This is a genomic window from Peribacillus psychrosaccharolyticus ATCC 23296, from assembly GCF_000305495.1.
Lineage (GTDB): Bacteria > Bacillota > Bacilli > Bacillales > DSM-1321 > Peribacillus > Peribacillus psychrosaccharolyticus.
In genome coordinates, this window is record NZ_AJTN02000010.1 from 1 (window position 1) to 19177 (window position 19177).

Annotated in this window: 11 protein-coding genes; 4 read left to right on the top strand and 7 right to left on the bottom strand. The window is 38.9% G+C overall.

Features of this window, described 5'->3' with window-relative positions; genetic code table 11:
- Positions 1–518: 518 nt before the first annotated feature.
- The 6 genes from WYK_RS23130 to WYK_RS01735 all read right to left on the bottom strand — a co-directional run bounded on the left by WYK_RS23130 (position 519) and on the right by WYK_RS01735 (position 9813).
- Positions 519–3617 (bottom strand): CDP-glycerol glycerophosphotransferase family protein, encoded by a 3099-nt coding sequence (locus WYK_RS23130; RefSeq protein ID WP_051387256.1) that lies wholly within the window; start codon positions 3615–3617, stop codon positions 519–521.
- A gap of 60 nt (positions 3618–3677) precedes the next feature.
- Positions 3678–4760, bottom strand: a complete 1083-nt coding sequence (locus WYK_RS01715; RefSeq protein WP_040372729.1) for a glycosyltransferase family 4 protein — start codon at positions 4758–4760, stop codon at positions 3678–3680.
- 267 nt (positions 4761–5027) lie between these two features.
- Positions 5028–5753, bottom strand: a complete 726-nt coding sequence (locus WYK_RS01720; protein ID WP_040372730.1) for a WecB/TagA/CpsF family glycosyltransferase — start codon at positions 5751–5753, stop codon at positions 5028–5030.
- A 144-nt stretch (positions 5754–5897) separates the two neighbouring features.
- Complete coding sequence (gene tagH, locus WYK_RS01725) at positions 5898–6695, bottom strand: teichoic acids export ABC transporter ATP-binding subunit TagH (protein ID WP_040372751.1); 798 nt, start codon at positions 6693–6695, stop codon at positions 5898–5900.
- Positions 6696–6708: 13 nt separating this feature from the next.
- Positions 6709–7512, bottom strand: coding sequence for an ABC transporter permease (locus WYK_RS01730; RefSeq protein ID WP_040372731.1), 804 nt, complete (start codon positions 7510–7512; stop codon positions 6709–6711).
- Between the two features lie 186 nt (positions 7513–7698).
- Complete coding sequence (locus WYK_RS01735) at positions 7699–9813, bottom strand: CDP-glycerol glycerophosphotransferase family protein (protein ID WP_040372733.1); 2115 nt, start codon at positions 9811–9813, stop codon at positions 7699–7701.
- Positions 9814–10169: 356 nt separating this feature from the next.
- Here WYK_RS01735 and WYK_RS23135 point away from each other — a divergent pair, with 356 nt between their 5' ends.
- From WYK_RS23135 to WYK_RS01750, 3 genes are all read left to right on the top strand, one after another.
- Positions 10170–12356 carry an N-acetylglucosaminidase gene (locus WYK_RS23135; RefSeq protein ID WP_051387257.1) on the top strand — a complete coding sequence of 729 codons (2187 nt, stop codon included), beginning with the start codon at positions 10170–10172 and terminating at the stop codon, positions 12354–12356.
- Positions 12357–12655: 299 nt separating this feature from the next.
- Entirely contained in the window at positions 12656–13060 is a 405-nt protein-coding gene (tagD, locus tag WYK_RS01745) for a glycerol-3-phosphate cytidylyltransferase (RefSeq protein ID WP_040372735.1), read from the top strand.
- The gene (locus WYK_RS01750) at positions 13053–14222 is read left to right on the top strand and encodes a CDP-glycerol glycerophosphotransferase family protein (protein ID WP_040372737.1); all 1170 of its coding nucleotides are present in this window, start codon (positions 13053–13055) and stop codon (positions 14220–14222) included. The genes tagD and WYK_RS01750 overlap by 8 nt, the downstream gene beginning before the upstream one ends.
- Positions 14223–14827: 605 nt before the next feature.
- On the opposite strand, the gene WYK_RS01760 is transcribed toward WYK_RS01750, so the two are convergent.
- Entirely contained in the window at positions 14828–16672 is a 1845-nt protein-coding gene (locus WYK_RS01760) for a PA14 domain-containing protein (protein ID WP_152526377.1), read from the bottom strand.
- Positions 16673–16905: 233 nt separating this feature from the next.
- Between WYK_RS01760 and WYK_RS23140 the strand changes: the two genes are divergently transcribed.
- On the top strand, positions 16906–19029 hold the full coding sequence (locus WYK_RS23140) for a S8 family serine peptidase (protein WP_051387258.1): 2124 nt from the start codon (positions 16906–16908) through the stop codon (positions 19027–19029).
- Positions 19030–19177: the final 148 nt, after the last annotated feature.

Below are 19177 nucleotides of genomic sequence, written 5' to 3' on the forward strand. Positions count from 1 at the left end.
TATCTTTTCTCTTTTTCGTTTGGGTTTGAAGGTTTTTTCTTTTGATGACTCATTTTGGGCAAGACATGCTTCAAAACTGGGCATTTAGCGTGACCCATTCTGCCCGAACTGGAGTTGATTCTTCCCAAACCGGTGGCTATTCTTCCCTAACTCGGTTTTATTCTTCCCCAACTCATGTTGATTCTCCCCTTAGATGATCCTGGCTCTATCACCGATTCGGCTCATTCAGTTTTTCTGGTTTGGCTTTTGATTAACGGTAAAATTAGTATTAGGAATGATTGGAGGGAATTATGAAGAAGTAGGAGAAATCATTGATTAAGGATATGACGGATGGCTTCAGAGCTGGAGCCGAGTGAAAACCACGTCCAAAGCGCCCTCGATTAAAGGTAGTGCCGGAAAAACCGAAGGATAAGCAGACATAACAGGTCATAGCGACCTGTATTTTTTTCCTGTTCTATTACTATCTCTGTTCCTCCAACCTAAAAAGGGAGTCTCCATATTCGGAGACTCCCTTTTGTTTAGGATTTGCTTGCTAGTACTTTTTCGTCGTCTTTTTCTGTGTCTGGTTGGTCTGTTTCTTCTTCTTGGTCTGCAGTGTTAAGGTCTGTCATTGTGATATGGTCAGGATCGTCATTTTCGTCCTCTTCAAGTGGTTCGTTGAGGATGTGGCTTAGAATTCGACGGTTGTTTTCCATATCTTGATACGAGAAGATGAGTTTCTTTCTGGAAACGACATCTGAGCGTTCACGGAAATTCTCTTTAACGACCTCTTCAAGCTTCATTAGCAAGTCTTGTTGCGTATAGACGATGTCACCTAGGAACGTTTCTTCTATCGGCCGTAAAATCCCATTGGCAAAGAATACGTCTTGGTCAAAGTGATAATAGATCACTGGCTTGCCTAGAAGGGTGAAATCGAACGATACAGATGAATAATCTGTAATCATTAAGCTGTTTTCTTTCAAGAGGTCTTGTACCATTTTTGTACCTAATTCAATTAAATGAATTCTTGGGTTATCAAATGATACATTTTCAATGATATATTGCTGCATCCGATAATGCGGATAGAAATTTAATTTCAAATCATTTTCTTCAAGAATTTGTTTCAATTCGTCGGATTGGAGGAACTTCATGTATTTCTCGAAATACAGTGATTCCATCAAACGATCTTCATTAATAATCCATTCACGCCATGTTGGGATTAATAAAATCTCCCGTTTAGGCTGATGATTTTCCTGAAGGCGGTCAAAGCGAGAAAGTCCAGTTACGATAACATCTTCATTCGTATAGCCGAGTTTACGCTTAACCATTCGTTTTTCATGACCAGATGACACGATAAACAAATCGAAAGGATAACGGTAGTATTTCTTGTGATACTCGACATTTTTCCGGCCTAATACTCCATGCTGAAGGAAAACCTTCTGTGCATTGCGGTAATTTTTAATTTTTATTCCCTTGAATGGCAAAATATAATCGAGATCATGTGTACCAATTAATCTTGATGCACGCAAGCTCTTCTGGATATGCTCCCGGCTGCCGATATACAGCACATGTTCTGGATCATTCAGACGTTCGCTGTCAAGCGCGCCCTTTTCAATGACATAATAAATTTCTTTTTCAGGGAAATGTTCGCGCATATATTTAAAGAATTGATAGCCATTATCTTGAGCGGTATCCGGACGTTCTCCGACTAACCAAATGTCTTCATTTGTTTCTTTTTCAGCAAATTCTTGAATCTCTGCGTATAGATCCTTTTCGTACATAAAGCTTTCAAGCTTTAGATTTCCTTTAGGTGTCGTTGTGATATGGTATTCAATTACATGATCGGCTTCCTCTTTATTGAAGGTTGCCAACACATCATCCTTGAAATAATCATATTGTTTTAAGCCCAGCTTTAATTTTCTTGTCACCGGACCGCCCTTCATTACGATATAGAAATCCAAGATATCCTTAAATTGAGTGACAAGCGGACTCATTTCTTCAAAAGGTATCGAGAAGTGGAATGGCTTTTCGCCCTTCTCGTTCATTGCCCCTTCAGTTACCGAGAATTCGAGCACTTCCTCTGTTGCACGGTTTTCTAAAACCATCGACAAACTATATTGGAATGAATCCGTGTTTTCATTTGTCTCAAAATGAGTCATCCCTTGCATGAAGAGCTGGCCGTCTTTAACCTGATAGCTGTCGATATACTTTTTAAACGGCTGACGGGCATAGACAAAAGAAAGACGCTTATACTTCGTTGTGTACAAGCTGCAATAGTAATAATCATCTTCGTTAAAGAAGGTATGTTTTTCTAAGACAGGCATTTCTGTAGCATTATTTATTTTCAAACGGTAATTATAATAGAAACCGTCTTTATGATAGCTGATATATAAATCCCAGCGCGTTGCTCGTTCATTCGTATCAAAACCGAAGGCTTCATAATCAATCATTGCCTCGAGTTTCATCTTATCGTTTTCCACGTTGTACGTGAAAGGCACTGTTAAATAACTGTTAGCATCACGTTGGCGGATACGAAGAGAAACTTCCGTTATATCTTCAGGAATATAATTTTGAAATTGTTCTTTTTCAAAATCAAGATTAAGTTCAAGCGCTGTTTCTGAAAAATTATACTGTACGTGTGAAGTCGTAATCGCCATATAAGACGTACGAGCATGCAGTTTTCCATTGATGGCATACGATTTATAGCGAATTGCTTCACGATACCATGGAAGCTGGAAGATCTTTTTATAGGCAGACTCATTACTTTCTCTGACATAGCATGGATAAAAATACTCATGATAGTCATAATCAGCCATAATAAAAGCATCCCATTTTCCTTTTGGGAAGAAGGAATAGTCTTCAATATTAAGGGCAGCAGCGAAATCCTCATTCGCAATTTGCATAGGTGCCTTGAGGTATGAACCATTCTTTTTCTTTAACACAAAAAAGAAACGTGCTTCTGGATATTCCTTAACAAAAAACTCATGATGAATTTTCCCTTGAACAATCAGTTCTTGGCCATCAAAATCGATTTGTTTTACCATGTTTGGTATATCAAAAATGGTTGCGATATCATGCTTATAACCCACTTTAAAAAACGCCCTGCGGTGTCGGTCATAACGAAGCTGAAAGACAAAATGGTCATTTTCAAAGTATGGCCGTGAAGTCGTTTCGCCAAACTCTTCATCAAGACGGACATTGAACAGCTTCTTGCCAATTTCAACGAAAAGGTCATAGCTGCGTCGGCTTTCTTCAAAATATATATCACTTTTTTTAATTTCGAAAAGATATACAATGCTGTCCTGTCTTGTTTCTATAACAGAACCTGTCTGCGTATAGACAACTTCTTTACTTCTATTTCTGAACAATAACGTCAGCGGTCGACTGCTGTTCTTCCCCGCGTATTTCTTGCGGACTTCAATCTGGAATGAAATCATTTCATTTTGGTCGACCATTTTTTCCATTTCCACATAAGGCAGATAATGATGGATAACATATTCCTTTAAATCCTGTAGTTTTTTTCCATAGACTCTTTTCAACTTTTTCTTAAGGCGTTTGGCGAATTTAGTGAGCGTACTAATTGTAGGTGCCTCCTTTAAAATCTTCGGTTTATTAACTCTAGTTGTTTCGATTACCACGCGTGAAAAAAGAACCTCCACACGTATATATCATACAATCTGGAGGTACTTTAAAGTGTATTAGGATTTGTTTTTTGCATTCGTACCTTTACTATTTATCATCTTCAAAATCGGCTGATAATGCTCGCCGATTAATCCAAGCTTTTCAACCATAATTTCAATCGTTATTAATAGAATTGAAATCAGCAGAAGCGCACCCCAGATGGTCGCATACGAAAAAATAATCGCAGCTAACCCGAAGGTTGCAGCAAGGGCATAGATAAGAATAACTGTTTGACGATGTGTAAATCCAAGATTAATAAAACAATGATGTAAATGTGATTTATCTGGTGCAGATATAGGTTGTTTATTCACCAATCGACGAATAATAGCAAAAAAAGTATCTGAAATTGGCACACCAAGAATAATAATCGGCACGATTAACGAAATCATCGTTACGTTTTTGAATCCCAACAGGGAAAGAACGGCGATGATATAGCCAAGAAACATCGAGCCTGTATCACCCATAAAAATCTTAGCAGGGTGGAAATTATATTTAAGAAATCCAAGTGTACTTCCTGTTACGATTAACGCAATCGTCGCTACGAACATATCACCTTTGATAACGGCCATAACGGCAACTGTAATCAATGCAATGGATGAAACGCCGCCAGCTAAACCATCTAACCCATCAATCAGGTTAATCGCATTCGTAATTCCAACGATCCAGATAACCGTAATTGGAATACTTAGAACGCCAAAATGAATTTGGCCTTCAAACGGAAGGTTAATAAAGCTTACTTCGATACCGCCGCCGATCACAATAATGAGTGCAGCGACGATTTGTCCCAAGAACTTGGCACTAGCCCGTAATTCATAGATATCATCAAATATTCCTATTAAAATGATAATGAGTGCACCTACAATAAATGGAGCAACACTCATACTTGGTGCAAGCTCATTACTGAAAAGGAAATAAGTCATTAAAAAGGTTACTAAGAAACTTATAAATATAGCTAAACCGCCCATACGCGGCATAATCTTCACATGTACTTTACGTTCATTTGGTTTGTCAGTAGCGCCCCATTTAAAGGCCAGTCTGCCCACAAACGGTGTCAGCACTATTGACAAAATAAATGCTGTCAACAAGGCCACTGCCAGCATAGAACCCACCTCTTAAATTAGGATAAAAACGGCATGCAAAAAAATATGCACAGCTCGTCTTTTTATTTCAAGCTTACTTAAAGATTATATATGTTTTCTTCGTAAATCTCTATAAAAATATTCCTAAATGCCGTTATTTGTAAAAAATAGCCTATTTTTGCAAACAGACCTATTAGCCTCTGATACATATACCCATACTCAAATGAAAGAAACCTGTTTGTGAAGATCCCTTTCAAATTACTAGACGAAAAGCGCATTGGATAGGTTTCACTTGCGCTTACTTAACACCTTAAGTGCAAATTTGGGCAGTACCAGCATCCGTTTCCAGCGTGATGGCTGCTGAATGAGCCGATACATCCACTCTAGGTTTAATTTCTGCCAGATGTCCGGAGCCCGGTTTACTTTTCCTGCAATCACATCAAAGCTGCCCCCAACTCCCATAAACAGACCCTTCTCAAACAGCGGGTTATGAAGTGTAACCCATTCTTCTTGTCTTGGGAAGCCTAGTGCCGTAATGATAATATCAGGCTCCGCAGCTGCTATAGAAGCCGCCAGCTCTGCGTCATCAACTGAGATATAGCCATGATGATATCCAGCTAAGATCATGTTCGGATAGTCTCTCTGTAGAATATCCGCTGCTTTTTCAATCACATTCTGTTCTGCTCCAAGAAAATAGACTCTGTATGCATGTTGATCTGCCAACTCAAGCAAATCATGCAAAAGATCAAAACCAGTTATCCGCTCAAGTAATGGTTGCTTCATCAGCTTGGAAGCCATAATAATTCCAATTCCGTCTGGCACAATATAATCGGCATTCATCAGAATATCTTTATATTCTGGATGTGCATTTGCATACTCCACAATTTCCGGATTTGCCGTAACAACAAAGGTTTTTTCGTTTCTGCTGATTCTCTGATTCATATCTTTTACTAATTGATCCTTCGTTGTATTGATAAAAGGAATCGATAAAACATCCACAATACGCTGTTTCATAATTATCTGCCTTTCTTCTTGTCCAAATATTCTATTACCTATCTTACAGGGAATCCGTACACAAATAAATAATATATTACTTTCTCCGCAGTCCTGCTACCCGTCCATAAAAAGAAGCTGCCTCGATTCTGAGACAGCTTCCTTTTATGCTTGTGCCTGGCTACGTTTTGCCATCTGATCTTCACGGTATTTTTTCTTTTCGAGGTCGTTCATGGCTTTGTAGTCCTTCAAGAACTTCTCATACTGCGGCATAACTTCGGAAATCGGACCAAATGCCCGTACTTCCCCATATTCCAACCACAGTGCTTTTTGACAGAATCGTTTCATTTGTCCGAGCGAATGACTGACAAAGAACATTGTTTTACCTTGTTCTTTAAATTCATTCATTTTATCAAGGCATTTTTCTGCAAAAGCTTTATCACCAACAGATAATGCTTCATCAATAATCATGACATCTGGGTCAATATGGATGGAAATCGCAAACCCGAGACGTGATTTCATCCCGCTTGAATATGATTTGACCGGCTGATCAATAAACTTCCCAAGTTCAGAAAACTCAATAATACCTGGTTCAAGTTCCGTAATTTCTTGTTTATTGAAACCAAGCATCAACAGCTTAAGTTCAATATTTTCACGACCGCTCAACTGATTATTCAGACCAGACGCTACCGCAATCAGTGCCGTTTTTCCTTCAATCTCAATGTCGCCGCTGGTTTCAGGTACGATACCTGCGATGATATTAGAAAGAGTGGATTTTCCGGAACCATTGACACCAACAAACCCAATGATATCCCCTTTTTCGGCTTCAAAGCTGACATTGCGCAGGGCAAAGTAATCTTCGCCATACTCCTTTGAAAGAAAGACATCTTTAAGCTTGTCCGAGTTGTTTTTATATAATTTATATTTTTTCGTCACATTTTTGACGACTACTGATTTTGTCATACGCTCACTTCCATTATAAGAAATCAATAAAGTGCTTCCTAAATTTCACGTGCAAGGCAGAACCAATTAACAACATAACCACGACTACTCCCCAGAAATAGAGGGAATACGTACTCCAAATATACCATCCGTCACCGAGCAGGGCCGCACGATATCCTTCAATCAGATAAAATAGCGGATTAACCTTCATTAATGTTAATGCCCAATCTGGTAAGTGTAAATACGGAGACCAAAGAATCGGTGTGACATAGAGCAGAACTCTCATCAGCGATTGAACGAGCATTTGAACATCTCTGGCAATCGTTGAGAGTGTCGATGTAATTAATGACAAGGCGATCAAAAAAATCACCGTTGAAAGCATGAAATAAGGCAGCTGGATAAAATAAATCGAGATTGGATACCCTGTAAATTGCAATATAATTGCGGTAAGGGAAATCAGTGCCACATGTGGATAAAACTTAGAGATAATCACATAGGTAGGAATGACACTTAACGGAAAATTCATCTTTGAAACCATCTTAATTCGTGAATAGACCGCTTTTGATCCTTGGGTAATCGAAGGATTAACAAAAAACCAAACAAGCAGGCCGATAATCATCCAGATGAAAAACGGTACTTCACCTATATCTTCAGTTTGCTTTATACCAATACCGAAAACAAAGTAGAAGACGACAACTTGAATCGCCGGATTAAGAAGTTCCCATAACATGCCCAAATAGTTATTCTTATTTGTACTTTTCATTTCATAGAGCGATAAACGCCGTATAAGATAAAAATTCTGTATCTGTTCTTTAATAACTGTAGTAAGAAAACTCATTCATTGTGGTCCTTCCTGGTAATTTTGAGAAAAACATATCTGTTTTCTTCAAGATTGATGGCACGTACCCTATCGGTCATGCCACAACGTCATTATACGTAATCCACTTTTTATTCACAACCATTATCCACAAGAACCCGATGTTATCAAACAAAAGGCCTGTATTCACAGGCCTGGTTCATCCTATTAATCTTGAAACACTTCATCCACGACGCGTTTGGTTGATTCTCCGGATTCAAGATAACAAAACTTATTATAGAATTCTTCAAATGATTCATCTAGTTCAAACCCGGCTGCTTCCAAGCGCTTGACTTCAGCAATAATTTCGTCAGTCGTTTTCGTAAGGAGGCCTGGCGCTTTTTCTTCAAAGTTAAAATAAAAGCCGCGCAGATTATCTCGATAATCTTCAATATCGTACACAAAAAATATCATTGGTCTTCTAAGATTTGCATAGTCGAAAAAGACAGAAGAGTAATCTGTCATGAGAATATCAGAGATTAGATATAACTCCCGAATATCTTCTAAGTGTGAAAAGTCATAGGCAAATCCTTCGTATGGACTAAGATCCATATTTTCCGCAACTAAGTAATGCATACGCATGATGACAATATAAGAGTCACCCAACTCATCGCGCATTTGATTAAGATCCATCTCCAAATCAAATTTATATTTCCCTTTTGCATAAAATTGATTATCCCGCCAAGTTGGTGCATACAGAATAATTTTCTTATCTTCCGGCAAGTTAAATTTGTTCTTTAACGCATTGATGGTTTTTTCATTATTAGCTTGGTGCAAGTAATCATTTCTAGGGTAACCTGATTCAATCATCTTCCGATTAAATTGGAAAGCACGAGCAAAGATTTCTGAAGAGTAAGCATTTGGTGAGACTAAGTAATCCCAATTACTCGCTTCTTTAAGGAAATTCTCCTTATATTTTGCTGTGTTGGTGCCAGGCATATGCACTTCTTCCATATCTGCTGCCAGTCTTTTCAGTGGCGTCCCATGCCAGGTTTGCAGATAAGTAGTATGCTTTGGTTTTGGAATCCAAAGCGGGAACCGGCTGTTATTGACCCAGTATTTTGCCCCAGTCATTAAAAACAACCACTGTACGGAAAAACGTCTTACGTACGGAATTCCTTTTTCTTCAAACATTTTAGAATACGCTCGATCCACACTCCAAATTAACCGATAATCCGGATGATGCTTCGCCATATACTCATAAATCGCCCGCGGGCTGTCACTATACTGTTTGCCAAGAAAGCTTTCAAACATTACCAGCTTTTTATTAGCTGGGCGGTGACCCAATAACTTAAACATTTTTTTGTACACTTTTTGCAGTACATTACTGCGTCTGAACTTCACCCATTTTGATTTCAAAGTAGTACTAACCTCTTTTTTAAAGTTGTATTTTCCAACACTCAGTGAAAGAAACTTAGAATCTTTCGTTGTTTTTATTCTAAGTTGTATTTTTTCAGAGTTTGGCTTTAAAATCAATTTATTTTTATAAGGCTTATTTGTGGTTACTCTTATTCGTGAGCTTTGGACACTTTCGACCAATCCATTTCGCTCATGTTCCAACTCTAAATAGAACTTAAAAAACTTCTGATTCGGTAATTCAAGATATGGTAATACATCAAATGTACCACTAAATCCAAACTCTTTTACCATCTTACCCGAATCTGTAGTTTCTGAATCCTTCCCTGCGTTTAAAGAAATCGGCAAAGAAATGACTTCATCATTTAGATTATTTTTAATCAGCATCCGAACCTGTTTGATTATGTATCCATTATCACAAAGCGGAGGAAAATGAAAATGACCTGCAAACGTAAGCTGTCCTTGTTTCAATAACTCTATCTCTTCTATAAAGGAAAATAACTTATACGCAGTGACATAGTACGATAAGTTCCCCTTTTTCGTTGCTGCTGGATAAAGCATTTTTTGGTTGCCGGAAAAGACCGCAGCATGCCTTGTCAGCTTAAGATCTCTCGTTCGAATCCGAGTTCTCATTGGAATGGAATCAACTTGCCGCAAGATGTAGACATTCCAGACTTCACCTTCTATGGATTGAAGCATGTAATCAATCGTTGACAAGCCAACGTAAAACAAAAGAAATTCTCCAGATGGTCGTACCTCTCTTATTTCCATCGTCCGTTCTTCATCCGTCAATCGATTGACCAACAAAAATGAATAGCTCTCAGCATCTCTTAAAAACAATTCCTTCAAAGAGACAACCATCGTATACATATCATTTTCAAAACTAATGTGATACAAATTTCTATTTTTCAAGGCCCCAGCTTCCATCTTTCGGTTTTCCTCTCTCCATTGGCTTACTGATCTAAAATAGATCCTTCGTACCATTTTACCGCCTTAGTATCAAATGATTCTTACAATTATCTATCACTTCTTAAAGTCAGTCATATCAAGAGCTAAACCCTCTTAATCAATCGATTGATTAAATTATTTATTCTATTATATGTTTACATTATCAATATTTACAATACTTTTCCTATATAATCCAATAGTTTCATAGGTATAAAGAATCAAAATGGTTTTTCTGTCACGCAAACTATTATCCTATGATAAGATATTTAATGGAAATATACCCAATTAATTATCTAAAACCCTTTATTTCCTAAAGAAAAAATTTGGAGGTTATTATGCAAAAAACTATTTATGTATTACTTGCTTTTAGTTTATTGTTTTCAGTTGCCCCGCTCCCCAGTTCGGTTCTGGCGAACGAAGCTACAGAAGCACCTGCTCAAATGGATGTTTATTCAGACTCTGAAGGAAAAGAAGTGTTACAAACTATTTCTAGTGAAATGGAATTCACGCTTCTTAAATCAGGAACAGAGTTTTCAAAAATCAGCTTTTTAGATAGTGAAAGCAACGAATCAATCGTTGGTTACCTTTCCAATCTAAACATCCATTCACTTTCCACTCGTGAAAACACCGAAACAACGATCCCCTCATTGCCAAAGGATGAAAAAACCGAAACACAGCAAAAGGCCAGTTCTGTATCAAGCTTAAAAAAAGCTACCCTGGCTCCAGCCACTGCAACGATTAAAGGGGTTGCATTGAAAAGTCCGACCAATATCTACGAAACAAACAACACAAGCTCAAACGTGTTAAAAAGCTATGCACAAGGGACTCTGCTTACATACTCAGAAAGCAGCTATTCTAATTTTTATCAGGCCACAGTATATGTCAACGGTGTCGCTATGACCGGATATATTTACAAAAATGATGTTGAACTTCCGGTAAGCAACCCTCAAAACATTAAAGGTGTTGCAATAAAGAACCCTACGGTCATTTATGCAAAAGCTTCTGCTGAATCAAAAGGAATCAAAACCTATGCGCAAGGCTCTAACCTGACCTATAAACCTTATATAAACGGCTGGTATCAGGCGACAGTTTATATAAATAGTAAGGCTGTTGCCGGCTATATCAATGCAAAAGATGTAACGGTACCAACAACTTCTCCGATTGCTCAAAAAGGGATTGGCCTAGCCGCACCCACAGCCGTTTATGCTAAAGCGTCTGAAACAGCCAAGATACTAAAAAAATACGTTCAAGGTTCCATTTTGAGTTCTGAGACCTATATTGCCGGCTGGTCAAAGGCTACAGTCACTATTAACGGGAAAAAGAACACAGGCTATATAAAGGAAGCAGACCTACAACCATTGCTCGCTGACAGAGGCGAAAGCGGCAAAGGGATTGGCCTTGTCCAACCAACGGCCATCTATACTAAGGCGGCTGAAAGTTCAAAAGTCTTAAAAACATATGCACAAGGAACTGTATTGCAATATAAAACGTTATCCGAAGACTGGAACGAAGCAACTGTTTACGTGAATGGAAAAGAAACAACAGGTTATCTTAAAACAAAGGACCTTGAAGACGCATGGTCTTCCAGCCAAATTCTAAAGGGGTTCGCTTTAAAGAGTCCTACAAACATCTATTCAAAAGCAGCCGTTAATTCTAAGGTTTTAAAGACCTATAAAATGCGGACCGTACTAAGTTACCGGGAGCTGTCTGCTAACTGGTTTGAATGTACGGTGACGGTCAATGGTAAAAAAGTGACTGGATATATCCACGCGAACGATGTCAAAGGCGTCTCTTATTACGACCTATCTATTGACCAAGCGGTTGCGATGCAAATGAAGGTTAACCCGCAAACTGATTCTTCTGGTTCATGGAAGACAGCAACAGCGGTACAAACGGAATATTATTTAAATCCAACGAACTTTTTACAAACAACATCATCCTTTTATCAATTTCTAGACCTTTCCTCTGTTGCCGGAACGAATGCAAGTGAGTTAAACAGCACCGTTCTAAAAAACAAAGGCATTTTAAGCGGACAAGCTAGTTCGTTTATCTCAGCAGCAAAAACGTATGGAATTAATGAAATCTATTTAATTAGTCACGCTTTGCTTGAAACAGGACATGGAAATTCTGCTTTGGCAAATGGCATAGTGGTTTCAAGTATAGATGGTAAAGCCGTAACCCCTAAGAAGGTTTATAATATGTACGGCATCGGGGCTATAGATAAATGCCCTGAACAATGTGGTTCCGAATACGCCTATAAAGCGGGCTGGTTTACCCCAGAAGCAGCGGTTATCGGTGGTGCTCAATTTATCGGCAACGGCTATATCAATGCTGGACAAAACACCTTATACAAAATGCGCTGGAACCCTGAAAAAATGGTTGCTAATGGATACGCCACGCATCAGTATGCATCAGATATCGGCTGGGCTGTTAAACAAACGGTACAGATTGCGAATATGTACAGTCAACTGTCGAAATACAATTTAACTTTAGAAATTCCAAATTACTTGAATAATAACTAACTAGATTCGATCCTCAGGCATTAAGCCTGAGGATATTTTTTCGACAATTCCTTCTATATTCTTGAATGCAGGCTAGAAACCAAGTAAACTGTAATAGTTATACGAAGTTTTTTTAATTTTCATCCATCAATGTCATTTTTTTACTGTTTATTTGTAAATATAATGAGTTATAATGAAGTATTAACATATACTGTTAGTTACTTGTGTATTCAACTTGTCGAAATAGATGCCGCCTGGGATTTACAGGGTTCCACCATACATTACATCCATTTAAAATAGGATATACAGGAGGAAGAAGCATGAAAAAAGTAATCACATATGGTACTTTTGATTTATTGCACTGGGGCCATATAAATCTATTAAAGCGCGCTAAAGCTCTTGGCGATTACCTAGTAGTAGCCATCTCAACTGATGAATTTAATGACTTAAAAAATAAAAAAGCTTACCATAGTTTTGAAAACCGTAAAATGATCCTTGAAGCCATTCGCTACGTAGATGAAGTCATTCCTGAGGATACTTGGGAACAGAAAAAAGATGATATTATTCGTGAGGGGATTGACATCTTTGTGATGGGTGATGATTGGGAAGGGAAGTTCGACGAACTAGCTGAGTATTGCGATGTTGTCTATCTTCCAAGAACAATTGGCATCTCAACAAGTATGATCAAAAAAGACCTGACTAAAGTTAAAGTTCAAAATGGCTAGAGAACTCGCCATCAGGCTTTATTTACGCACCTTTAGTATCCTTTTTTCCATCTTTAGCATCCTTCCATTAAAGTCAAAGGCTGTATTTGTTACTTCCTTTGGCGACAATACTCAATATCTTTTAGATGAAATGGACAAGCAGGAGTTAACATGGAAACGAGTTATTTTACGAACGTCTACTAGTAAAATAAAAGGCAAAGACGATGGGCATACCATCGTCTTTAACTTTGAAACGAAGAATATCATCCATCTACTTCTCTCGATTTATCATCTGGCGACAGCAAAACGAATTATTGTTGATAATTACTTCGGCTTTTTAGCTGCTATCTCTTTCCGTCCAGGCGTTACATGTACACAAATTTGGCACGCAGCTGGGGCTATTAAGAAATTTGGATTAACGGATCCTTCCATCGCGGAGCGGACACCTGCCGCTAAGCAGCGATTCATAGACGTCTATAACATGTTTGATCATGTAGTCGTCGGCTCCGATGTAATGGCCGGAATTTTTAAAGAAAGCTTTGGTTTAACCGATAAACACATCCTTTATACAGGGATTCCTAGAACCGATTTCTTCTTTAATCAGCCTGCGCTTACTGAAGCTCAGCGTATACTGACTAGCAGGTATCCTGAATGGGCTGATAAAAAAACCATTCTTTATGCACCTACATTCCGTAACCAGACCCTACATTCAGGAAAGATTGCGCTCGACATCGATTTGCTTTACCGCGAACTTAGTCAAAAAGGATATGTCTTGCTGCTAAAACTTCACCCTGCCGTAACCGCAGATGTTGAACTCGAATCCGCTTATCCAGGGTTCGTACATAATTTATCTGACTACCCTGATATGAACGAACTGCTGCTGGCAGCCGATTGTCTCGTCACTGACTACTCATCCATTCCGTTTGAATATTCTTTCCTCGGAAAACCCATGTATTTTTATGCTTATGACTTGGAAGAGTATCAGCAGGAACGTGGCTTTTGGGAGGATTACACTACCTCCATGCCTGGTCCCGTTTCACGAACAACAAACGAACTAATTGAACACATCAAGCGGAACGGTATTGATCAAAACCAATTAAGCGCGTTTAACCAGAAATGGAATCGTTATTCAACTGGCCAATCCAGCAAAAACCTCGTTGATTTTCTCTTTAAAAATGAATGATCTCAGGCTGTCGAGAACCCTCGACAGCTTTTTATTATCCAGCCAGAGGAAGTTCACCTTATCTTTCCTTTACGTCTTCAACTTCGTCATAACCTTCCGCACAGAAAAGTGCCTGAAGCGCACACTAATTGTCTGGTTCCGCACATACTTAGGATCCACGCGCACATAAACTCTCCCGTTCCGCACATAACAGATGCCAAGATGATTAAAACACCCCAGCCGCACAGGCTCAAAAGACCGGTTTGTCTTTTAAAAATAGGGTATCTTTCCTTTACGTCTTCAACTTCGTTATAGCCTTCCGCACAGAAAAGTGCCTGAAGCGCACACAATTGTCTGGTTCCGCACATATTTAAGCTCCAAGCGCACGTAAACTCTCCCGTTCCGCACCGTTTTTCCTCTGTTCCGCACATAACAGATACCCAAAATACCCCAGCAGCGCGGGCTCAAGGCCGTTTTATAAATCAATAAGGGGCTGTCTCATAAGTCCTTTTTCAAGTAAAATAACGCAAAATAGAAGAGGCAGAAATGTTGTTAAAACAACATTTCTGCCTCTCTCTTTTTATTCAATTTTGGCTTTATTACCCCTTTTGGGACAGCCCCTTACTTTACTTTTTGTAGCGCGGTACGTCGTATGTGATGGTGTAGCTGTCGAGTAATTTATAGAGTTCGATGTAGTACTTGGTTTGTTTGGCTGCCCAGCCAATATCTGAGGCGTATTGGTGGTAGGCTGTACCATTGACCTCCATATAATTGGGGTTCCATCTCATTTTATAAATGGTATCTTGTCCCGCATGGATATATTCCTCTGCAGCATAGCGAGCGCCTTCCATGATTGCTTTATCCGCGTTCGTCCACCCCTCATTAAATGCCCGTCGCGCTCCACATTCCAACGCACAGGTGTCATAGGCGCCAATTCCATACATATTATAAACTTTCTTTTCGTAGTTCTTGGCATCGTCCGGGAGGATTTCGATTTCCTTTTCCACCACCTGTTTACCTTTTATATTTACGGTTGTATACACGGGTTCCCCTTTACTATCCAACTTTGCCTTCACCTTTATTCCCTTTGAAAGTCTTGACGTTCCCCGTCCAGTTTCCAATGAGGAATGAGCTAGTAAGTAGATTTCGTTGATGCCATATTTAAAGCTTGCCTTAATAAAAGCATCCGCCCGATTTTTTAAAATTCCTCGATCAAATAAAATTTTCTGATTAATCTCAGCAGGATTTAATCCAGCAAAATCGGAGAGCTTAACAAATTGATAAAAATCTGACGTGCCTTTTTTCACCTGCTCTGGATTCAGGTAGTTTTTTGTATCTGCAGATGATGCGTTCACCCAGCCAGTTTGAACCTTATACCATAGCTTTTCATCTTCCGAAACTTTAAAGCCTAAAATTTTCACCTTCGTTTTCTTAGGTAAGGTGCCAAGTGTACGCGAGACTGAACTTGTTCCCGCTTTTATCACCGTCTTCTCTAGCATATCCCCACTGTTAATATTTTTCGGATCGAGTTTGACACTGACCGCGGGAATATAGGCAGCATACTTTTTATCTGTCTGTGGGTTCACTTTCATCTGAGCTGCCAACGCTTCGTTAAGTGTAGTCCCATAATTCGTGTAGGTAACCTGTTCTTTTTTTGCTTTCTTATCAAACTTGACGGATAGCTGTGCCGTCGCTTTTTTTTCATAATACTCGACCTTAATAATATGTATCCCTGCACTTAGAGCCATTTCTACATTGAACGTCTGCACATTATCCTTCCACTGATCCACTTTCTTCACACCATCCACATAAATGCGGATTCCATCATCGGCACCTCCGCTCAGCAGGTAGGTGCCGCTTTTGGTAAGGTTCGTCCGCTTTTCAAAAACAGCTGAAAAATTGTTAGCTGGAATATTCGGGTCAGGTGAACCTGTTCCCCAGTTAACATCTAGCGTAGAAAACTGCTTCTTCACTGCTTTCCCCGTTAAATTCTGCTTACTATAAAACGTTGCTCCCCATTTTTCTAAAGGGGTGACTTTAGCAGCCTCTTTAATATTGACTTTAAGTTTCGCATTTTTTCCTATGTTATAATACTCAACCCTAATTGTATGGTTTCCTTTTGTCAGCTTTACCTGCTTTTCGAAATTGCGCTCTCCATCCTTCCACTCATTTACCTTTCGTTTTCCATCTACATAAATCCGAACTCCATCATCCGCTTTTCCCATCAGGACATAGGTACCTGTTTTAGAAACAGTCATTTTCTTTTCAAAAACGGCTGAGAACTTGCTGCTAGGAATCTTCTTCGCCGGCGATTTTGTTCCCCAAGAAAAATTTATCGAACTAACGGTGCTACTCACCTTAGCACCCTTAAAATTCACCGTTGGATAATACACTGCCCGCCAATTCTCACTAACCTGCGCTTTCGATTCAATCGAGAAACCAAACACCATTAAAAGAGTAAACAACGACACTAGCAAACATTTTTTGATAACTTACTCACTCCTAATTCCCAGTTTCCTCCCATTATCTACTAAAATAGTCACTTTGTTAACCACTTTTTTACAATTAAACAGATTTTTCGTGATATTTTGTACCTAAAAACAAGGATATTAATAGGATTCAAATGTATGACGTGTTAAAATTAGACAATTACATAAAAGACTCCTACTCTCAGAATCTAAATACTTATAAAAGGAGACCAATAATGAGACAATCCATTATCTTATCTGCCGTCCTTATGGTTGGATTATTGACTTTTTCACCCGTAAATTTTACAGCCGCACAGTCCTCAACTGACAGTGCAAGACTGGAAAATGAACCCTACGATAAAAACGAATTAATTATCCAATTTAAACAAAATACAAATGAAAAGACCAAACAAGCACTAATCAAATCTATTTCCGCGGTGGAAGCATCGAAATTGACTGATCATCATTTCTCCTTACTGACTCTTCCAAAAGGGAGCACCCTAGAAGCTGCAGCCAAAAGTTTGCTCTCCCACCCAGAAATCCTTTCTGCCGAACCAAATTATAAACTAGCACATACTTATATCCCGTCCGATTCGGAATACTCAAAGCAATGGTATTTAAAGAACTTAAACTTACCTGATACATGGGATTTGCCAAAAGGAAAAACGGTGATTAAAACGGCCGTTATCGATGGCGGTGTTCAAGTTAGTCATTTTGATTTAAAAGGACAAATAACAAAACCGTTTAATGTTATTACTCGCAAAAAGACTCTCTTACCCAATGATCATGGCACACACATAGCCGGCGTCATTGCAGCTGTTCAGGATAATGAAGGCACTAGCGGCATCGCGCCTTCCTCTAAGATTATTCCGGTGAATGTGTTTAGAGAGGAAGAAGCTGATATCTATGATGTTGCTGAAGGAATCTATTATGCGATCGATGCTGGAGCAGATATTATCAATTTAAGTCTTACGACGGATGCCTACACCAACATTCTCGATGAAGCCGTCCAAGCTGCAGCTGCTCGGGGAATCGTCGTCATTGCGGCAGCTGGGAATGAACATACAGCAAAGCCTCGCTATCCAGCAGCCTTGAAAAATGTTCTAGGAATCAGCGCCACTGATAAGAATGATAAGCTCGCCTCCTTCTCTAACTTCGGAAAGTATATAGATTTTTCGGCACCCGGAAAGGATATTTATTCGACTATTTCAGAAAACACGTTTGGTACCATGAGCGGGACAAGTATGGCAAGCCCTATGGTCTCTGGGGTTACGGCATTGATTCTTGCTAAAAATCCTTTTTTAACACCATCTGAGGTCCTTTCGATTTTGAAAGAGTCGTCCACTGATCTTGGACCATCAGGATGGGATCCGCAATTTGGAAATGGTAAAATCGATGCACACAAAGCATTGGTCAATACACCTGAATCAATGTCTACTCTTGAACTATCTGATAAATCATTCACGGTAGAAGGATCGAATAAATTAAACATTTCATTCACTCCTCCTAAGGACACGACTATTTCGCTTTATGTTGAAAATGCAAACGGACAAACTATAAAGAAAATGCTCACCAATCAGGCATCGACCGGGGAACCTATTTCCTATAACTGGGATGGAAAGCTTGACAATGGATCTTATCAATCTTCCGGAGATGTCAAGCTTGTCATTAAGACTGCGAATGCCCGCCATTCCTTGATTACTAAAAAGAGCTTAAAGGTAAATAATACGTTTGTGCCCGAACTGACTGTTTCAAAACCTAATTATCTCTATTCACCAAAAGCTCAGGCTAAACTATCCATCCCTATTCGGTTGAATAAGGACGCCGTCATTAAAGCGGTTATCTTAGATAATGCAGGTAATAAAGTACGAACCCTCCAAAAAAACAAACCTTTTACAGGGGGACGCCATACTCTTGAATGGAATGGCACGAATTCCAACAGAAGCCAACTGAAAGATGGCAATTATATGCTTAATATTTCTCTAATAGACAGTGATGGGCGCGTCGGATCGACAAAGGAGATTCCAATTGAGCTGGATACAGTGTCTCCTTCTGGATCGATTGTTAATTCCGATAAACGCTTTAAAACAACAGAAAAATCAAAAATAGAAAATACGATTACCGTTACTGAATCTGTTACTGGATCAGTCTCTATTATTGATAAAAACGGTAAAATTGTGAACAGACTTTTAACTGACACTTCCTTTAAAATTGGTCAATCCAGTGTGACTTGGAATGGTCAAACGAAAGATAAAAAAGCTGCCATTAACGGTGACTATCGTTTCAAGGTCATTTTAAGAGATAAGGCAGGTAATTCACGCATCATCAAAAGTCCATCATTTCATTTAATAAACGCCTAAAGAAGACTATCTAAATCGATAGTCTTCTTTTTCTTCTTTATTTTTGTTAAAAGTACATATTCTATCATTTAAACCTATTTTTCTCATTTTGTAACATAAATGTAATATAAGATTATCTGATTTGTTTGATAAGATAGAGTCAAACAAC

Coding starts and splice junctions, on each gene's coding strand:
- WYK_RS01730 (WP_040372731.1), bottom strand. CDS start 7,512: ATGAGTTTTCTTACTACAGTTATTAAAGAACAGATACAGAATTTTTAT.
- WYK_RS23140 (WP_051387258.1), top strand. CDS start 16,906: ATGAGACAATCCATTATCTTATCTGCCGTCCTTATGGTTGGATTATTG.
- WYK_RS01750 (WP_040372737.1), top strand. CDS start 13,053: ATGGCTAGAGAACTCGCCATCAGGCTTTATTTACGCACCTTTAGTATC.
- tagD (WP_040372735.1), top strand. CDS start 12,656: ATGAAAAAAGTAATCACATATGGTACTTTTGATTTATTGCACTGGGGC.
- tagH (WP_040372751.1), bottom strand. CDS start 6,695: ATGACAAAATCAGTAGTCGTCAAAAATGTGACGAAAAAATATAAATTA.
- WYK_RS01715 (WP_040372729.1), bottom strand. CDS start 4,760: ATGCTGGCAGTGGCCTTGTTGACAGCATTTATTTTGTCAATAGTGCTG.
- WYK_RS01720 (WP_040372730.1), bottom strand. CDS start 5,753: ATGAAACAGCGTATTGTGGATGTTTTATCGATTCCTTTTATCAATACA.
- WYK_RS23135 (WP_051387257.1), top strand. CDS start 10,170: ATGCAAAAAACTATTTATGTATTACTTGCTTTTAGTTTATTGTTTTCA.
- WYK_RS01735 (WP_040372733.1), bottom strand. CDS start 9,813: ATGGAAGCTGGGGCCTTGAAAAATAGAAATTTGTATCACATTAGTTTT.